The sequence below is a fragment of the Candidatus Lokiarchaeum ossiferum genome (genome assembly GCA_025839675.1).
GTDB classification, from domain to species: domain Archaea; phylum Asgardarchaeota; class Lokiarchaeia; order Sigyniarchaeales; family Promethearchaeaceae; genus Lokiarchaeum; species Lokiarchaeum ossiferum.
On the sequence record CP104013.1, the window covers coordinates 1,065,446 to 1,085,066 of the forward strand.

Here is a 19,621-nt window from a genome sequence, read left to right on the forward strand (position 1 = left end):
TTTATTTTTCCACCTCTAAAAGCTTGTTTTTCCATATTTTCAACCTCTTGGTTAGTATTTTCTTCTTAAAATCATCCAAAAAAGCATTACGTCTTAAGTCATCCCGCCAAGTGCAAATATCAGATACAGATTTTGAAGAAATGCCACTTTTTTGAGCAATACCATATAATTGTTCCAATCCAAGTATTGTATCATCAATTTTTGTTTCATCGAGAGATTTTAAGATGTTATTAAAAACTATTTTAACCTTTTTCTCATCAACTTTCTCAGTTTTTTTAGGTTGTTCCTTATCGTTAGATACATTGAGCTTTTCTCCTGTTTTTCCTCCAATATTATGATTGTCATTTAACTTATTTTTTTGGTTTTCTGGGTTAATTTTAGAAGCGGGTGAAATATTATCTCCAATCGACATTGAAGGAGTTGTTTGTTTTTCCAATTCTTGCTTTTTTTTATGTTGTTGGAATTTTAACGCTGGAGAAAAGGGATCCACAATTGGCATTGAAGGTTTTGCTGGTTTTTCCAATTCTTCCTTTTTTTTTTGTTGTTGATATTTTAACGCCGGAGAAAAAGGATCCACAACTGGTATCGAAGAAGGGGCTTTTTTAGGAACTTTCTGCTCTGTTTTTACAATTTCTGAAAATTTCTTATAGGGAATAAAGGATTTTTCATTAGATGAAGAATTTTTAGTAATGTTCTGAGGGGGCTTATCTTGACTTATATTTTTAGAACTGGTTGTAGATAGAGATTGATTTTTATCTTCAGGTGTATCCTCAAAAGTTTCTCTCATGGATTTGATAGCTGCAGAGCTTAAAGTTCTTTTATCCGCATCGGATGTAAAAATATGGCTTTCTGGCGGTTCAATACTCAAAACATTATTAACAATTGGAGGTGCTGAAGCACCGGATGAAACGGGCGCTTCCGCCATTATGGGATGATTTGACAAAACCTTCGATTTTATCAATGGATTAGGTTTTTTACCCACAAATTTTGCAATTTCCGTCACTGGAAATCCATCTGGAAGGTTTTTGCTTGAATTACGCCAAGCATCTTCCAAAATAGGAACAAAAATTTTGATATGCTCTGGTAATATACTCCCAATACCTGCAACCTCCAAAGGTGATTGAGTTTGTTTTTCATCCGAATTGACAATACCTAAAATAATCTCCTCATAATCACGATTAATAGCCCACAAGTTCTTCAATTTACGATGTCGATAGTCAATATTATGACGGGAATCAAAATAAGCAAGTTTTTCCTTTTGATTTTTGTCTTGTTTGTTAATATTGCAACAGATTCGCACATTTATATGATTTCGGATTTTTTTAAAGGGTTCAATGTCAATATCGGAAAGCGACGGGGCTAGAATTAATAATCGCATTTTTGCACGTAATATTCCGTCATCTAATTGGGCTATCATACCTTCAGGAGTGCGAACAAACCAAACATCCTTCATTGTGAAATTAATCGATCCTTTGGACACTTCCCAAAATTCTTTGATAGAACTAATATTCATATCAAGCTGATCAACAATTTTCCCTAGAATATCATCAAGCGTAATAACCACTTTTTCAGAAAAAGTGTTTTTAAGCATTCCAAAGGAGCCCATAACTGAATCGGAGATATTAAGTATTTTATCTTGAGTATCAGAAAGAGTATCATCAAATTGAGTTAATACCGTAGAAAAGGAATTTTGAAGACCACTACTTACTTTACCCGCATTTTCAGAAATGAGCCCAATTTCTTTAGTCAATTGATCGAGCAGATATTTGAATTTGGATTCAAAAGTTTTCTGAAAATCGTCTCGAATTTTCTCCATTTGAGTATCAATACTTTTTTGAACAATATCTTCGACTGTTTTCACAATCACACCGAGTTGAAGCTTTTGCAAATTTTTCGATATTTTTTGCTTAAGCAATTCAAATTGATTAAATAATGAGATATAATGCTCATCTACAAGCCCAATACTCTGATCACGTAAAGAATTTATCCCAGTCACAATCTTCTGTTGATTTTGCAAGTGAACTAATGATTCATCAAGTAAATCACGCTGATCAGAAATATCTTTAGATAAGTTCATTTTAATATCAGAGAGATATTTGACAAAATCGAGTAAATTTTGGACACCTTGCGCTTTGTCTTCAAAATTTAAGAAGGAAGTATGTAAATCTGTTGGAGTAGAGATTTGAATCCCGCGGATCATCTGAGTAAATTTTTCAAGTTGATCTATTAAAGCAGCATAGGGAGGTAATGCTTGATAATAAATTGTGGCACCTTGGATTTCTTTAAACAATCCTTTTTGTAAGAAGCGTCCCGCAATATTTTTAGCACGCTCCATGGGAATACTTCCAAGAATTGCGATCTCTCCCAAAGATATGGGTCCCTTGCCTGATGTGTTAAGGAAAATTTCAATTTCTTCTTCAGAAAGATCGATTGAGCGTAATACTTTGCGCGATATATCCTCATTTTTTTTGTTATTTTGATCTATTGATTCCACAATTTCAAAGGATTCCACTTTCAATTTATTATTGATCTGAACTATTAAATTATGGGATGGTGCTCCGTGAATTGAATTCAAAGTGTACGGAAAACTATCTTTCTGGACAGAATCAAGATTCAAATCAAATTCAATATCCTGTAAGCATTTTTTGCATCGAAATATGATTTTTTTGGAATTATTTTTTGCCATTTCACTCACTTTAAAATTCTATCACTTCATTGTATGTAGAAACTAATAAATCCAGAGCAATATTTGCAACTTCTTTGGTGATGGGAGAATATAAAGAAAACTCATCGATAGAACCCATCTTCATGATTGTTCGATCGGAAATCTTATTCAAGATTTCTTCCGGAAAAATTGTAATCGGGGTAATCTGAGCTAACAAGCAAATCCACTCCCTGTTTGCTTTATCAGTTAAAATCTTAATAATCTTGGCTTCTTTCAGTTTTGCTAACACTTTGTCCATCTCAGAAAATTCGGACAAAATATGGGGTATTTTTTTCACAGGAATTGCACGAGTCTGCAATAATGCGAGGAAATCATATATATCGGGATCTAAAAGAAAATCTGCTAATAATTCACTTTCTTCGTTTATTTTTTCAGTAGGATTGTAATTTTGGTAAAATTTATATAGCTCTTGAAGGTATTGCGTCCCCACATACGAGTTATGTTTCATATCTTCAACTAATTGAATTGGAGGAGAGCGAACTAAAGCAATATCTTTGACTAAAAATAAGAATTCACCTTCCCCTCTCAATTTACCCGTCTTTTTGTTAAATTCACCCCGTGCCCAATCCCTTCGGATTAAATTGAGCTCCGTGAATGGTTTTAACAATAAATCGGTATTTATATTTCGCTTAATTTCAAGCATTTTTTGATTAAAAATCACTCGAGAAATTGGACCTTCGCGAAGAATTCTCAAGCACTCCATTCGCTCGAAACTTGAATAAATCAAAGCGGCTTTTTGTTCTTTGGATAAGTTAGATAGACGTTCGATTTGAAAAATCGCAAATTTCATCTCATTAAGAAGTTTATTTTCGATCCCTTCTACCACCCGAAAGTCATTTAAATTAGCAGTTATGAGAGTCTCAAAAACGGGCATCATTCGTTCGGTCATATGATAGAAAATTGGTTCAAACAATTCCACTTCACTTTCACGTTCGAATAAATTGATTATCAAATATTGAGATTCATCGGTTTCTTGGTGATAATAGGATAAACATTTATATGGTGCTTCTTTCAATCGACCTACAATATAATTTTTAATCTGACGACCCTTTTTAGTCATTATTCCTGTAGTATGATTATAGAAAAGGCGAAATTTATCATTATTTGATAGAAGATCTTCGAGATTATCATCTTGATGAAAATTCGATAGTTCAGATACAATTTCTTCAAACTTTGGTTCAATTTCTCCCTCGTCATCTTGATTAATCTTAAATTGATAAACTATAATTCCAACAACCATTTTATTTTCCCCATATTAGTTACAATTTTTTTCACTCTTACTATTCCCATTCTAGCTTCTCATATAACATTAAATTAAATTTGGTTTTATTCTTTTCATGTTTTTCATGTGAAATTGTGGAAATATTGTGATTTGATATTTCTAAAAGGAAATCTAAAATAAATGACATTATAGAGGGAATTCAAAGATTATTAGCTGTTTTCTGAAATTATAGAACTTGTTTTCCACGTTAAAGCCATTTATTAACAGTTTGCTCTAAGTTGGAGTGCCTTCCTAACCACTACATTTTCATCTTCACATTAACATATACGACTATACAATTATGACTATATAAAAGTTGAGATTCAATTTTGTCTGAACATGGAAAATTTTAATTTCACTATGAGTTTATGTGGATTATCTGAATAGCATTTAAATTATATGGAGAGAAAAGAAATTCATGTCAAATCTTGCAGATATTCATTGGAACCGTGATGTTCTGAATATAATTTCCCAATCAGAAGACTTAATACCAGATTTACCCGCAATTCTCATGATCCGCCATTCAGCACGAGAAGAACCAAAGGATCTACTAAATGCAATCAATGCGCCATTAACAGAACTCGGGAAAAAATTAGCTATTGAATTTGGGGATAAACTTAATATTTCAAAACAATATCGTATTTTTCATAGCCCCAAACCTCGATGCAAAAATACAGCACTTAAGATTCAAGAAGGTCTTGATGATAACCAGGTTAAAACCGAATTCAAAGGAGAATTAGATTCATTAATCCGTATAAATAGTGATCGAAACATATTTGCAAAATATTGGAATAGGGATGGGGAACATCGCTTTGTAGATTATTGGTTTAGTGGATTTTATCCAAAATGGGAAATTGAACCTGCAATTGTGGTTGCCCAACGCACAGCCAAGGATATTATGCATAATTTTCAAGAAATCGAATCAAATAAGGTAGATTTGTATATTTCCCACGATTACTCAATTCTTGTTTATTTACGGTATTGGTGTGGAATATTAGCAACCAAAGAATGGATCAATTATTTAGGTGGATTTTGGCTACAATTTCAAAAAAACCACATTTTTCTATTGTTTGGTGGTAATAAATACCACATCCCCTATCCTGCATGGTGGATCTGGAGACCAACACAATAAAATTACGATTCATACCATTTGTCAAATTCTGAATGAAATATATCCCAATCTTCTATAAATTGACGCAAAAATGATTGATTGAGGCAGTAAACAGTTCTTCCCATTTCTTTTTCCGTTATAACTATTTGCCTTTCAGATAAAAAGCGAATTATTTTATAAACAGTGTGCTGAGATTTCCCCAGAATCATTTCCAATTCCAAAATACCAAGTTTTTGATCTTTAAGAGAATCTAAAATCAAAAATCTATCGAAATTTCCCAAGCATTCTGTGAATGATAAGATATATGAAGAAAAATCAATATTCACATCATTCGGGGTTGGTTCTTTATGCACAAATTCAGATTTACGATTAATAATTTTGGAATTTTCAGTGTTTTTGGTTCCTAATGAAGGAGGAAATTCGTTAAAAGATAATAGCTCTGCAATGGAATTTTCAAAAGATATAGTTTTGATTGAAAATAGAATATTTTTGTTGAACCCATGAGAATCTTTGATTGATATCACTTTACTATCAAATTTCCCGAAAAATTTTATATAATCAAATTTTATAGTTTCATTGTCAGAAATCTGTTTGGAAAAAAGTTCATCAATTAATTGGTTTGCCGTCCACTTGAGGATAATTTGCTCTTCAAGACCAACCATAGTTGAAAACACAGAATTAATATATTTAATAATCCCAGTTTGAATTACAACTAATCCAACACGATTTTCATCTGCAATTGTTTGAAAATTGAAAGCCTTCTGCCTTCTTTCTACATTTTTCCTATGTTTATGTAAGGCCATTTCGATTGTTGTAAACAAATCTTTTTCTTTAAAAGGTTTATTCAGATATCCCAGAGGTTCTGCATTTTTAGCGTGGTTTAATGTTTCTTCATCATTGAAAGCGGTTAAAAATATAATTGGAATATTATAGTAAGAGTAAATATATGCCGCAGCATCCGTACCTTTCATCTCACCTTTTAACATAATATCCATGATAACAATATCTGGTTGAAATTCATAAGCCTTTTTGATTGCTTCTTGACCTTCTTTTGCAATTCCAACAACCTCAAATTCATTGTTCTCGAGAGTCATTTTAATATCGAGGGCAGTAATTTGTTCATCTTCAACAATTAATACTTTAGATTTCATTGTAAATACCTATTATTATTTTTCATTGGGGATTTCTATGATATATTTGGTACCATGATTTAGATCTAGAGATAGGCGTCCTTTGATTTGATCCGTCAGTATAGAAATCAATTGCAATCCAAATGTATTTGGATTTGCTAGATCAACAGATTGAGAAATTCCAATTCCATTATCAGCGACAGTTAAAATATTCTTATCACGATGGTTTTTGAATTGAATTGAAATTTTTCCTTGCGATTTCTCTGGAAAGGCATATTTAAGAGAATTTGACACAATTTCATTAATAATCAAAGTGATAGGAACTGATTGATCTAAGGTCAACCAGATATTATCTGCTTCCACATCATTTTGAATTTGAGCGGGGTCCACATGATATGATCGTAGAAGATTACGAAGTAAAGTCTGAATAAAGCGAATGAAGTTGATCGATTCAAAATTTTCTGAGAGATACAACGACTCATATACCACTAAAATAGATTCGATTCGATTTTTACTATTTTTGACAATTCGAGCAAAATTGGGATCTTTATAATAGCCAGATTGCAAATTTAGCATGCTGGTAATAATTTGAAGATTATTTTTCACTCGATGATGAACTTCTTTGAGGAGAATGTTCTTTTCATTTACAATTTGTTTTAATTTTTTTTCTCGATTCTTTATTTCAGTTATATTTCTCAAAGATCCTATAATGTATTGCGACTCTCCAGCATCATTCCTAAAAATGGTGTGATTATCACCTATCCAGAAATATGACCCTTGTTTTGAAAGTGAACGGTATTCAATATTATGAGATATTTGAAGATTTGGATTTGTCTCTAACGAAACTTCAGGAAACCTAAAATTTTTCAAATCTTCAGGATGAATTAATTGATTTATCTCATCGCTTGACATAGATTCGATTTCTTGATGAGAATATCCAAATATTTTTTTAATAACGGGACTCATATAATCATACTTTCCAGAAATACAATTGAATTTGTAGGCAGCATCAGTTGAGTGCTCCAATACTTCCCGGAATTTTTGTTCGCTTTTCTCAAGCATTAGTCTAGCTTTTTGCTGGAATGTTATATCTATACAAAAAGTAACTTCTTCTCCATCCCCGATTTTTAGATCTCTAAATTGTACAATTTTTTCACTATTATCTTTGCAAGTAACAATTCGTTCACGAATCTCACTTAAACCTTCATCCAAATAATTAGCTCTTAACGGGAGACTTTTTCGATAATTCTCATTTGGATAAGCACATTCCATCCATTTTTCTGAGTTTGGAATATCCTCGAGCGTGTACCCAAACATTTCTGTAAACTTCGGATTAATATATTTTAACTCATTTTCGGAACCAGTTACCACAATTGGAAAGGGAAAATGTTCCACTATTTTCTGATATCGTTGTTGTACATGTTGAATTTTTTTTTCAATTTTTTTTTTATCCGAGATATCTTCAAATATAGTGATAAATTCAGATTCGCTAATGCTGATATCTCGAAGAATAACAGATTTTACATCACCATTTTTACATTGAACATTATTAATACGAGGTTCGCTTAATTGATGAGTTACCTCATTTAATTGTGCAAAAATTGAATTTCGATAGGTTTCATCTGGATAAGCCAAATGGGCCCAATCTTCAGTTGTGGAAATTTCGTCTAAAGTATATCCAAAAGTTTCAGTAAATTTGGGATTTACATACAGATTGTGGTCTTGATTATCGCTTATAGCTAAGGGAAAGGGAAAATTCTCAATTATAATCCGATATCGTTCTTCACTTTTTCGATACGCAATATCTAAGAGTTTTGATTCTGTAATGTCTTGAATTGAGCCAATGCTAGCCATGGGATTTCCGTTCCCATCCCGAATAAAAGTCAATGCATCTCTGAACCACTTATATTCCCCATTTTTACAAAGAAACCGAGCATCTTGAACCAAGTTTATTTTCAAAGCAGTTGAATTTGTTAAATGAAAATTCAATTCTGCCATGTTTTTTTTTGCATCATCGGGATGAATATGGGCTAGAACAAAAGGATAAGTTATTTGTTCTTGCTTATATCCAGTAATTTCTTCCATGATGGGACCAACGTATTCATATTCTTCTGTTTTAAGATTGAGATGATAAGAAATAGTTCTTGAACCTTCTAATACTTCTTTGAATCTATCTTCACTTAACCTCAAAGCATCTAATTGTTCAATTGAAGAAGTAATATCTCGTATAGAACCGACAGAATAGAGAGGATTGCCATGTCTATCTTGATAGTAAGTAAATTTGTCACTAAACCACTTTATTTTTCCATTTGAACACTGAAAACGTGCAACATTCTGCATAGAAACAGTGCCATGCTTAGTTTGAGATAATTTTCTTTTTAATTTCTCTTGGTTTCGGAGCATATCCTCTTTATTTATCTTTGTTGAAATAAAATCTCTACTTGCTTCTTTAAGTGAATATCCGGTTACTATTTCAATAACAGGACTTAAATAATCATACAGTCCTGTTTTTAAATTTAAACGATACGATATATCATGGGAATTATCCAAGACTTCTCGAAACTGTTTTTCACTCTTGACTAGCTTATTTTGAATTGTTTTTTGTTTATCAATATTGCGGATTATTCCTAGGATGGAGACGAGTTGTTCATTCTGATTAATATTCTTTGAGAAAGATCCTTGTAACCACAAGCTGTGACCTAAAATATGTTTTCCTCGGAATTTACAAGTAAATTCGGTAAGTTTACCGTTTTGGAACTCATTGTATGAATTATTAAATATATCTATATCATCAACATGGATGATATCATCCAAGAATAATGTGTCAAAATTGCTTAAAGCATATCCTAAGACATGATATAGAGATGGGTTAGCATAAATCAGTTGACATTTCAAATTTACTTCGATTATAATGTCTCCACTTAATTCAACTAATCTTTGATATCGATAAAATTTTGATTTGATATCTTCAGAGTTTGTTATTGATGTGTGAGATTTTTTTGGATCTGTCAATTTTTCAACATCCCTACTGCATTTAAAAAATTTTGTTTACAAGGATTAATCCATTTTGCCATTGTGAGATTCTTGAATCCAATTTTTTAAGAATTGTTTTATTTCTTCCATAACTGGCTTGTTTGGGATATAAAAAGTATATTTTCCATCTTTCTGAGCTACAAGAAGTCGGGATTTTTCGAGAATCTTTACATTACGTGAGATTGTCGGTTGAGATTTACCGATAATATTCACTAATTCAGTAACCGAATAGTTTTCTTTTCCTAAATGATATAATATGTTAAAACGATCTTTATTCCCACCAACATCTCTAAATGCTTGATGAATTAACATTTTGCCTGAATCTTCTAAAAATTTTTTACGTTTCTGGGAAAAATATTCCAATAATTCAACTTCATTGGATTCTGGATGGAATTTTTTCAAATCTCTTAAAACAGAACTTCTTTTTTTTTTCTTTGGCTCATCCATTTTTGTTAATATTTCCTTTTATGTTTGATATATTTATTTAATTTTTACATATATAAATATGTGCAAAAAATTTAAAAGCCATCACAATCTTCATTGTTTAGAAATATGTATTTTGTAAGACATAAACGTCGATATTATTTCTGAAGCAACGAACAATCAAAGATATGTTTTACTATGAAATCTATAGAATCAATAATTTGTAAGCCTTTTGTTGAAATATCTATCATTTCAAAGCAAAAATCCCCTCAAAATGAGAAGGAAATATTGATGCTTTTGATAGAGCGTATTTCGTCAATTGAAGAAATATCCATAGAATGGTTCGGATCCCATGAAAATCCATCAATAAAGGTTACTTTTCCGAGTTATGATTACTTTCACATGTTTTATAGACGCGATTTCAAAATTTTAGAAAGAGCAGCCAAAATCTTACAATCAAATATGTCAAAAAATCGATCTATTTTACAATCCAAAGAGGATATGTGTAAGGATGATATTTTTCTCATATTAAGATATCGAACAAATTTCAAAAAACCCATGCGTGAGTCCTATCGATATAAACAATGGTTTTCTGACATGTTGGGTGAAAAAGTCTGGACTGAAGAGATTGAAGATGGATTCTTACATTTTTTTCAGACTTTAAATGATTTCCAGAGAGTTATTTTAGATTTGACAGAGCCTTCGGGGATTCAAGAATATATTTGCATGAAAGAAGGAATACTGGACAATAAAATTTGCCAACAACTATTGACCTTAGTATCTTAATTAAAACTTAGATTATCCAAAATTTTTGACAATCCCAAAAATTTTTTTTTTGTGTTAGTTATCATCATGCTAATTTATTAGAATTAGTTTCCGTTAAAAATTTGAAAATGAAAAACGACATGAGAACTTCAAGTCAAGTATTTCGGTTTTTAATTCTTACTATGCTAGGTATAATAAATTTTCTTATTTTTTCTTCTCTTGCTATGCATTATTACTCTGGAGGAACTTTAGAAAACCCACAAAATATGGGCTATTCTTTTATTTCAAATAAATTTAGTGATTTAGGGATGACAATATCCTATTCGGGAGTTTCCAATAAAATTTCCTTCTTGTTATTTAATTCTTCTTTGATTCTTGCAGGAATATCACTGATTCCATTTATACTTATAATTACAAGGTTAATAAGTGCCAATATATCCATTGAAAAGAAAAAAATGAAACAGCTTCAGATCTTAGGCATTATTGCTGCGTTAAATTTTAGTTTTGTTGGATTAACACCTAAAAATTTGCCATGGGCAATAGTCTTACACACGCTATTTCAAGATGTTGCATTTGTTGGATTATTTTTCTTCCAAATTTGGATAATTTATCTATTGAAAAAGACAAAGTTATCCAAAATCTTACCTTTTATTTTCCAAATTGTAGTCTTGATACAGGGTGTTTATCTTCTATTCCTTTTTCGAATTATCCCTGCAACGAATGAAATACATTGCATTGCTCAAAAAATTATCGTTTATGCGCAGTTGCTATCATTTTTAATTCAAAGCTTGCTCCTGCTCCTTAAAGAAGAGCAAACCAGAATAAACTTATTGATGAAAAAGAAAAAATGAAATTGCTCTAAAATCCAATTTTCATAAAAACAAATGGGAATTTAGCATGAAATATTTCTTGCTGCTTAATTTTTAAACCCACTTTTTCAATTAGTTTTCTTATATCTGAAAATGTAAATCGCCAGAGTTTTTCCATCAAGCCTATCTTTGCCCCTAAATTCATTAATTTTGACATGAGAGCATATTTAAAGCCCATTTTTTCCCCATGGCAAAAATCGACCACCAATATCTGACCATTTCGTTTTAACATAGATTTTGCTTCCAATAATATTTCTGAAGGTGATTCTACGACATGTAAAAGATTTACTACAATTATTTTATCATATTTCATCGCTAAATCATCTAAAGTAGGGTTTGAAGCATCTGAAACAATAAATTGTGCATCCAAAGAAGGATCGTCCAATAGCTCTAACTTTCGATTTGCAACTTTAATCATCTTTTCATCCAAATCAATCCCAATGAATTTTTTAACAATGGACAGAACAGGGATACTAATTAACCCAGATCCACATCCAAGTTCAATCACGTTATCTTCATAGGATACCGAACCAGTGATAAGAGGAATAATAGATTTGTATAGTGATTTAAATTGCCTATCATACCTCTTTGCCATCAATTTCCACAATAAATTTACCATTTTACTCCCTCATTCAATATGTGAAAAAAAATCAAAGATGCTTTGACAGAAATGGAATGACCCGAGATACAACTTCAGTAGTATTTTCTTGAAAGATGAGATGATCTGCACCTTCTATTACTTGAAATTCGTTTTCTTGATTAGGGAGTCGCTGAAATAAAGCTTTCAGAAAAGTTACGCTGAACAGTTTGTCGTTCTCACCATTTATGAACATTATTGGAATTTGAATTTCTTCTGGAGGACATTTTGGAGCTTCAACTATTTGAGTCTTGAGACTAATGAGAGTATATTTCGATGCTATGAGTGGATCTTGAATTAAATTATCAAATAACTTGGATCCATACTCTGTACTTACAAGTGACTTCTTAGGTAGGTACTTAAACACAGACATTTTTAATTTCGGGAAAATTTTGGCGAAGAAGGGCACTAAGGGAACTATCAGACGTAAAAATGCACCAATTTTTATGATCTCTTTGTGATGACCTTCATTAAAAATAGCTGCATTGTGACAGATAGCAAGATCAATTTTGGAATTTGCAGCAACGGCATAGAGGGAGGAAATGCCACCCAAACTTGAACCCATAATCGCAATTTTCCCAGGATATCTCTCCTTAATATGAGCTGTAATGAATTCTATGGAATCCGTAATTTTTTTCATAGTAAAATGTCCACGAATTCCTGAACTTTGACCATGGCCCGGTAGATCAGGTACAAATACTCGAAATCCATTACTTTTGAGTAAATATGCAAATTCCGCATAAAACCGACTGTAAACAGATGTTCCATGGATCATTATAACATTCCCTTTGGAATTATTTCCCAAATCATGACCGAATATATCCAAATGGATTTTGTCGTGTTTTGTGGAAATAAATTCTTCATGAAGTGCAGCTTCGATTTTTTTTGGATCTTCATGTCGAATATATTGATACCAGTAGTTATTTTGGTTTGAATGATATGTTGCCATATCATTATTACATAAAAGCAGATATTTAAGCACACCAGTGAGAAGATTAGAACTTAGTGTTTTTTTTTACACTAGATTAAATTACAAAATATTAAGGTAATGAATACCCAAATCTCTTATATGATATTTGATAAAACTGAATGGGAACCAATTGAAAAAATCATTATGGATTCCCAAAAAACAATTCGAACCCTCATTGAAAAGCATACTTTAACAAAAGATCATACGGATGAGCGTCAAGAATTGGAAGTACAATGGTTTTTGAATATTTTTCGCTTTATATCCCGAAAATGGAATGTCGATATCCTGTATCAATTGAGACTTCATTCAATGTTAACTTTTAATGATCTCCGCCGACATTTAAATGATTTATCTTCCCGGACACTCTCTGATTGTCTGAAACAATTGCAAGAATATAAATTAATCACGCGAGAATTACAAGATACCCGCCCCCCTACGGTGAACTATTCTCTATCAAAAGAAGGAATGGGATTTATAGAGTTATCAATGCTATTGGTTTTCTATTTAGCCGATATCAAATCAAAATAGAATTGTACAATTGATTGAAAAACAATTTAGTTTTTGCGGGTGGGAGCAAGGAAAATTAACTTATGGACATACTCTTTCCATAATTTCTGGAAAAAAATTGCTTAGTTATTTTAAATAAGGCTTTCATCCATAATCAACGGTATTGCGGAGTAATATTTAGTACGTTTTTCAATATCGTTAAGTATATGCATTAGCTGGACAACAATATAATGATATCCATGATAGACATTCAATTCCGAAGTTTTCTGAGAAAAATCATTAAAATATTGAGAAAATTTGGTCTTGTATTGTTCAAGTTTTTTTAACAAATTACGCTCTGTTTTTCCAAAACTATGAGTTACCGAATGCATCCGATAAGCTTTTGTATGAAGATCATAAGTTATAAGCCCAACATCAATCAATTCATCCAAGCGTCTCAGAATAGTTCTTCGATCATATTGAGTCAATTGTTCAAGTTGTGCTAAACTCAAACATTCACGAGTTAAGAAATAACAATTCAACCAAGTCATTTTTTCATCATTTTCTTGAAAATAATCTATGTCGATCAATTGTTGATGAAATTCAGCTTCGATGGACACAAATTCCGGAGAAAATTCATACTCTTCTACAAGTGGTGAGAGATTAATTTGAATAAAATCCCACTTTTTGTTTTGTTTGTGTAATTCCTCAAAATAATACCAATGAATAAACTCAATATCTTTGATTCGCTTGACCCAATGAGATTTTTCAAATGAATTAGATAGATTCTCTTTCTGGTTGATAGCGTCATTAAAGAATTTTTTCATAAACGAGATATTTTTTACTCGTGGATCTTGATTTCCTAATATTAACCGCCCATAGTCATAATTAATGATATATTCTTTTATTTTATCATGAATACCATCAGTTTTTATAACTTTCAAATCCAGTAACTCGAAAAGAATCGCTGAAATTGTACTTCTAGAAAAACCAGTTAGTTTTTTTAGAACAGGTTGATTCAATCGCTTATGTATCATGAAATAGGCATAAATCTCGACACATTTTTTAGCCCTTCCATAGGAATAATTAATATCAACATAGAAATCGATGAGTTCTTTTTCATATTTTCTAATTTTTTCATGGAAATAATGGATTTCCTCAATCATAATAATCAGTTTTTTTATTTGTACATTTTATTTGGAAAGTAAATACAATTTTATATAAGCATACAATTAAATTAATGTGTTTTAAGTTTATAAATTTAATTACCTTTTGATTAATGCTGTCATAATTTTCTTATTCTCAATTTAAAGAAATATTTAGAGTTTTATAAGATTTATCGTAAATAAAATCAAGAATATCTCATTTCGAATAAAATGCTAAAGTTTAAATTTCGATGTTTCCTTAATTATTTTAGGAATCTGTTATCACCTTTGGTTAAATAGGAGAATATCTTCATGCTTATACAAAAGAATGAATCTTTAGACAATGGAGGCAATGTAAAGTTAAAAGAAATAACGCAATCTTTTGATTTATTAACGACTTCAAAATTGCTAAAAAATAAAAAAAAGAATCTATTTAATCAAGGAATTAATAGGGCATTTTCACTTCATTATGATGAGATACATAATAATGCGATAAAACAACAGATAACCATGAGCTTTAATGAAACTATTTTCGATGTGAAAGAAAATTTATTAGAGGAAACAATCGAGGAAATGATTAAATATTTCTTCTTCTCGCTTCAAATGAAATCTATTATCATAATTAGAAATTCCTTTTCTATCCCACTACAAACTCTGTTAGAAGAATTCGGGGATTTTTTTTCCAAAACAATAGAAATTAAAAAAAAGAGATGGTTGGATTATCAAGGATGCTTTTTTACAAGAAAATCAATATTCGATTCCAATTTTTTCTGAATTTTTTCAATATTTCTTTTCTATCAACTAAATCTTCACTCATCACTCCCCCCTGATATTATCCATCGATATAAAAAAAAATTTGGGGATGAAAATTTAAGGAGAAAAAACGTACGTCTATTTATGCAAGTTAAGATAACCAATGTTTATACAAATAAGGGGCAAAAGGAATTGCACTTAAAGGGAGCATGGGGAAATTCCTTTCTTATTGAATATCCTGATGATAAGATCCTATTTGATCTTGGCTGGAAAGGGAAAATATTCTTGCAAAACTTAACCCACTTGGGCCATTCTCCCAATGAAATTTCTTCGGTCGTTTTTTCCCATGGACATCGAGACCATACAGGAAGTTTACCCCTCTTTCTTAAGAACAGAACAATAACAAAACCTTTATCCATTTATGGGCATCCTAGTATGACTGAACCAAAGAAACAGAAAATTTTGGGACCTATTCAACTCAACATGACATATCCAAACATGGATCAAATCGATCCAAATAAATATCAAGTACATTTAAACACTGATCCAGTGGAAATCCATGATAAATTATGGACAACAGGAGAAATTTTGAAGCGTAAAGAGAAGGATGGTACAAAAAAAGGATTGATACATAAAATAAACAACACTTGGAAGCGAGATCCGTTGTTAGATGATCTATCCTTGATATTAGAAGCGAAGGAGGGATTGATAATAATTGGGGGTTGTATGCATGCAGGATTACTCAATACAATTGAACATGTTCATGATCAATTTAAAGCATCTGGAAAAAAAATCTCAACCATAATTGGAGGAACACATTTATTTACATCTTCACCTGAAGATATCGACGCGATTATGCAAAAAATAGAAAATAAATATCAAATTGAACATTTTTATCTCAATCACTGCACCGGAACCAATGCACAAACAAAATTCAAAGAAAAATTCGGATCAGAAAGAGTTTCATCATGCCCTGTTGGTACACAATTATCTTTTGAAATTTGATTTTTTAATTTTAATTATTAAGGAGAAGAACACAACCAGCAGAACATTTACAACACCCATCTTCTGATAATTGCGAACAAAGTCTACAATTCGGAAATTTACGCCCTTTCATTGCACCAATAGGAAGTTTTTGTATCGCTTTAAGCCTGGAAATTCGAATTGAAAGTGGAGATCCATAATATAAAGATTGAGAACCTTTCATTATATTTTTGGGACTAAATTCTCTTGTTTTAGATTCCATCATTTATCCTAGTATATTTTGAAATTTGACTATATAAAATCCTAAAAAGATCTAGAAAACATCCAGATAACATGAAAATGAAAAAAAGGAATTTTTTGGTTTAAACAGGGATATCACGCTTGGTGAAGTAGATATTCGCGAGCAAACTTAAGATTAATGAATATCCAAATAATATTAAAATATTTCCAAGCGTCCCAGTAAAATCTTGATCGATTAGAACAGATCTGGAGTCAAAATAGGTAAAGAAGCTTAGATATTCAATATTGTCAACGGGAATACTTCCAGAATATGCCGAGAGAAACCATAATCCCATAACTATTGCAAATCCTACTGCTGTTGATTTTTTTCTATCAAAGATGGTTGAAATTAGAACAACCGTGCTTTCAATTGCAAATAGAAGCACCCCTAACCACACAAAACATACAATGAATCCTCCTATATCGACTTCTGCAACAATTATATTTGGATTTATGAGAATTGCGAATAAAGTAAATACTACCGAGAACACTAACACAGTCAGAATTGTCATGAGATGGCGCAATTGCTTTCCCACCACAAATTCCCATCTTTTCACAGGTTTTGAAAGGACTAAATCAATGGTTTTCTTTTCAAGTTCTTCTGGGATATCTTGAGCCACAATTAAAATAATGTAGAGCCCATACCACATCCAAGCAAATTCAAAGATATAAAGGTTGAAAAAGCCTTCAAACGTAGACATATCTACAATACCCCCGATCAATTCAAGAACTTCAGGAGAGATTGTTGACATGATATCATTATATTCAGCGAAAAATGCAGGTTCAAAGATTGAACTCATCAACAATATGAATCCCCCAATAACGCCCGCAAATATTAGAATAGACTTGATATTTCTATGAATTTCAAATTTTAAGACACTAAGAATTTCCATTAATTAGGCCTCCTTTCCTAATTCTTGATCTTTCATGTAATATTTCATGAAAATATCTTCTAATGCAGGGCTTGTGATGTTTAAATCGTCAAACGAAGCATTGGAAAGATTTTGAAGTATGATAGGCAAGTTTGCAGTTGAGCATACAAAACTCAAATGAGAATCTTTAATGCTTAAAGATCGCACAAATTCTACAGGTAATTTATCTGCAATGATTTCTGGGGAATTGGAATATAATTCAATTCGTTTCAGAGCGAGTTTTTTTAATTCTGAAATAGATGCAACTTCTACAAGCCTCCCATCTCGAATAATGCCAACACGATCGGCAACTTTTTCAACTTCTGGGAGAAGGTGAGATGATAAGAATACCGTGGCTCCAGTTTCTTGCTGACGTTCATGAAGGATTTTGTAAAATTCTATTTGCATTAAGGGATCTAAACCACTCGTGGGTTCATCAAGAATATACAGTTCAACATCGGGGGCTAAAACCAAGATATTTCCTATCTTTTGTTTATTTCCTTTACTCAAATCCCTCACTTTTTTATCCATATCAAAATTTAGTCTTTTAGCCAGTTTTTCAATGGTTTCCCATTCCACATCCACATCATACAATGATAATAGATACTTAAGATTTTGACGTCCTGTCATTTCAGTATACAAACCTAATTCCCCGGGAAGATAGGCAATTTTTTTTCGGATCTCAATAGATTCTTTTGTGATATCTAATCCTAGAACAGACCCATCCCCCGAAGTTTTATGCAAAAACCCGAGTAAAACTCGAATCGTGGTTGTTTTTCCTGCACCATTAGGACCTAAGAATCCAAATATTTCCCCTTTTTTTACTTCCAGGTTTAAATTTTCGATTCCTCGCTGCTTTCCATAAAATTTTGAGAGATTTTTACAGTCAATTATACTCATATGTTTTCACCCAACTCCAAATTCAATATTCGTGAAAATTGAAATCTTCAAAATATATTAGATAATATTAATATTTAATACTATTCAAATTTCACGAATATTGAAAACACTTAAATTGTGGTATTTTATATTCTTTATAGGCATGACAGAAAAAAAGGAGCTTATTTTTAGAGATATAGAAAGTAAGCTGATAGAAATCATCACCAAACTGAGCTATCAAAAAGGTCGATCATCAAAATTTTCGATCATTGCTGCGTATGCGTATGTTCGGGAAAACATCACTCAAAAAAAATTGCAAAAAATTACTCATTTTTCTCGAGGTACAATTTCTACCTCTCTAAACAAATTAGTAAACGACAACGTTCTTCAAAAACAATATGATTCTGAATCTCATCAATTTGTTTATCAATTAAAAGGAACTCTCCAATCAATACTCGGGGGATCAACTGCGAATATTGGGAGTTATTTCTCATCTATTTCCGATAAATTGAAAGAAGTAGAAACTCAATTAAATCAAAAAGATATGAAAGATAAAAAGGGATATAAAAACATACAAGATTTCATTCAAAAAATGAAAATAATTTTACCTGCATACGACCATATTATACGAAAATATCAAACATCTATTTCTCCTCCTGAGAAAAAAGTGAATACCAATGAACTCAAATAAGATTGAGCAAGATCCCCATGGATTTGATCCAGAAATTGTCCAAATTGAAAAAGATCTATTGGATTTTCTTGAAGATGGGATGGTCAATGTCAGCGGTCGGGATCCTATAGTATCGAAGGTTATGTCCACTTTTTATACCCGTAAGGAACTAACACAACAAGATTTGCAAAAATTGACTAAATATTCAGCCGGAACTATCTCAAAAACAGTTCGACAGCTAATAGATATGAAAGTAATTGTAAAAGAACTCATTCCAGGGACCCATAAACATATTTATAAAATGGAAAAATTACCTTATGGTTCCCCCGCCTACATTTTGAGCTCTGGCAAAATGATAGAAGGTGTATCCGATGAACTGAAGATGATTTTAGATGAACTAGAAAAAAATAAGGAAAATATGAAAGACCTTGAAGGATTTAATAGAGTTTATTCCATTACATCTCAGTTAGCAACCCTAATGACATCAGTTCCCAAATTTATGGCAATTTTGGAAAATGAATTAAGAGATTTCATGAAAAAACAATAATCAATTAAGAAATCGCCTTCAATTTAAGGTACTTATCACTTTT

General features: G+C 31.6%; 18 protein-coding genes. 8 read left to right on the top strand and 10 right to left on the bottom strand.

The window, feature by feature from the left end; genetic code table 11:
- Window position 1: 1 nt before the first annotated feature.
- Entirely contained in the window at window positions 2-2,686 is a 2,685-nt protein-coding gene (locus NEF87_RS04270; protein WP_457918792.1) for a hypothetical protein, read from the bottom strand.
- 10 nt (window positions 2,687-2,696) lie between these two features.
- On the bottom strand, window positions 2,697-3,965 hold the full coding sequence (locus NEF87_RS04275) for a hypothetical protein (RefSeq protein WP_457918793.1): 1,269 nt from the start codon (window positions 3,963-3,965) through the stop codon (window positions 2,697-2,699).
- A gap of 439 nt (window positions 3,966-4,404) precedes the next feature.
- Between NEF87_RS04275 and NEF87_RS04280 the strand changes: the two genes are divergently transcribed.
- Window positions 4,405-5,118 carry a histidine phosphatase family protein gene (locus tag NEF87_RS04280; protein WP_457918794.1) on the top strand — a complete coding sequence of 238 codons (714 nt, stop codon included), beginning with the start codon at window positions 4,405-4,407 and terminating at the stop codon, window positions 5,116-5,118.
- A 2-nt stretch (window positions 5,119-5,120) separates the two neighbouring features.
- Here the strand turns inward: NEF87_RS04280 and NEF87_RS04285 are convergent, their stop codons facing one another.
- The 3 genes from NEF87_RS04285 to NEF87_RS04295 are packed head-to-tail and all read right to left on the bottom strand — an operon-like array spanning window position 5,121 to window position 9,707.
- Window positions 5,121-6,248, bottom strand: coding sequence for a response regulator (locus NEF87_RS04285; protein WP_457918795.1), 1,128 nt, complete (start codon window positions 6,246-6,248; stop codon window positions 5,121-5,123).
- 15 nt (window positions 6,249-6,263) lie between these two features.
- Window positions 6,264-9,239: a PAS domain-containing sensor histidine kinase gene (locus tag NEF87_RS04290; RefSeq protein WP_457918796.1), complete on the bottom strand. Its 2,976-nt coding sequence runs from the start codon at window positions 9,237-9,239 to the stop codon at window positions 6,264-6,266.
- 45 nt (window positions 9,240-9,284) lie between these two features.
- On the bottom strand, window positions 9,285-9,707 hold the full coding sequence (locus NEF87_RS04295) for an ArsR/SmtB family transcription factor (RefSeq protein WP_457918797.1): 423 nt from the start codon (window positions 9,705-9,707) through the stop codon (window positions 9,285-9,287).
- Window positions 9,708-9,881: 174 nt separating this feature from the next.
- Here NEF87_RS04295 and NEF87_RS04300 point away from each other — a divergent pair, with 174 nt between their 5' ends.
- Complete coding sequence (locus tag NEF87_RS04300; protein WP_457918798.1) at window positions 9,882-10,469, top strand: hypothetical protein; 588 nt, start codon at window positions 9,882-9,884, stop codon at window positions 10,467-10,469.
- 107 nt (window positions 10,470-10,576) lie between these two features.
- On the top strand, window positions 10,577-11,299 hold the full coding sequence (locus NEF87_RS04305; protein ID WP_457918799.1) for a hypothetical protein: 723 nt from the start codon (window positions 10,577-10,579) through the stop codon (window positions 11,297-11,299).
- A 7-nt stretch (window positions 11,300-11,306) separates the two neighbouring features.
- Here NEF87_RS04305 and NEF87_RS04310 read toward each other — a convergent pair whose 3' ends face one another.
- On the bottom strand, window positions 11,307-11,936 hold the full coding sequence (locus tag NEF87_RS04310) for a class I SAM-dependent methyltransferase (protein ID WP_457918800.1): 630 nt from the start codon (window positions 11,934-11,936) through the stop codon (window positions 11,307-11,309).
- A gap of 31 nt (window positions 11,937-11,967) precedes the next feature.
- Window positions 11,968-12,903: an alpha/beta fold hydrolase gene (locus NEF87_RS04315; protein WP_457918801.1), complete on the bottom strand. Its 936-nt coding sequence runs from the start codon at window positions 12,901-12,903 to the stop codon at window positions 11,968-11,970.
- A 120-nt stretch (window positions 12,904-13,023) separates the two neighbouring features.
- Between NEF87_RS04315 and NEF87_RS04320 the strand changes: the two genes are divergently transcribed.
- A complete protein-coding gene (locus tag NEF87_RS04320; protein ID WP_457918802.1) occupies window positions 13,024-13,452 on the top strand; it encodes a winged helix-turn-helix transcriptional regulator in 429 nt (142 codons plus the stop codon).
- A gap of 110 nt (window positions 13,453-13,562) precedes the next feature.
- Here NEF87_RS04320 and NEF87_RS04325 read toward each other — a convergent pair whose 3' ends face one another.
- Window positions 13,563-14,576: a hypothetical protein gene (locus NEF87_RS04325; RefSeq protein ID WP_457918803.1), complete on the bottom strand. Its 1,014-nt coding sequence runs from the start codon at window positions 14,574-14,576 to the stop codon at window positions 13,563-13,565.
- 291 nt (window positions 14,577-14,867) lie between these two features.
- On the opposite strand from NEF87_RS04325, the gene NEF87_RS04330 reads away from it, so the two are divergent.
- Window positions 14,868-15,329, top strand: coding sequence for a hypothetical protein (locus NEF87_RS04330; protein ID WP_457918804.1), 462 nt, complete (start codon window positions 14,868-14,870; stop codon window positions 15,327-15,329).
- A 123-nt stretch (window positions 15,330-15,452) separates the two neighbouring features.
- Window positions 15,453-16,313, top strand: coding sequence for an MBL fold metallo-hydrolase (locus tag NEF87_RS04335; RefSeq protein ID WP_457918805.1), 861 nt, complete (start codon window positions 15,453-15,455; stop codon window positions 16,311-16,313).
- A gap of 341 nt (window positions 16,314-16,654) precedes the next feature.
- On the opposite strand, the gene NEF87_RS04340 is transcribed toward NEF87_RS04335, so the two are convergent.
- Both NEF87_RS04340 and NEF87_RS04345 read right to left on the bottom strand, forming a co-directional pair.
- The gene (locus tag NEF87_RS04340) at window positions 16,655-17,464 is read right to left on the bottom strand and encodes an ABC transporter permease subunit (RefSeq protein ID WP_457918806.1); all 810 of its coding nucleotides are present in this window, start codon (window positions 17,462-17,464) and stop codon (window positions 16,655-16,657) included.
- A 3-nt stretch (window positions 17,465-17,467) separates the two neighbouring features.
- The gene (locus NEF87_RS04345) at window positions 17,468-18,382 is read right to left on the bottom strand and encodes an ABC transporter ATP-binding protein (protein WP_457918807.1); all 915 of its coding nucleotides are present in this window, start codon (window positions 18,380-18,382) and stop codon (window positions 17,468-17,470) included.
- A 142-nt stretch (window positions 18,383-18,524) separates the two neighbouring features.
- On the opposite strand from NEF87_RS04345, the gene NEF87_RS04350 reads away from it, so the two are divergent.
- On the top strand, window positions 18,525-19,052 hold the full coding sequence (locus NEF87_RS04350; RefSeq protein ID WP_457918808.1) for a hypothetical protein: 528 nt from the start codon (window positions 18,525-18,527) through the stop codon (window positions 19,050-19,052).
- Window positions 19,039-19,578, top strand: coding sequence for a hypothetical protein (locus NEF87_RS04355; protein ID WP_457918809.1), 540 nt, complete (start codon window positions 19,039-19,041; stop codon window positions 19,576-19,578). The genes NEF87_RS04350 and NEF87_RS04355 overlap by 14 nt, the downstream gene beginning before the upstream one ends.
- Window positions 19,579-19,621: the final 43 nt, after the last annotated feature.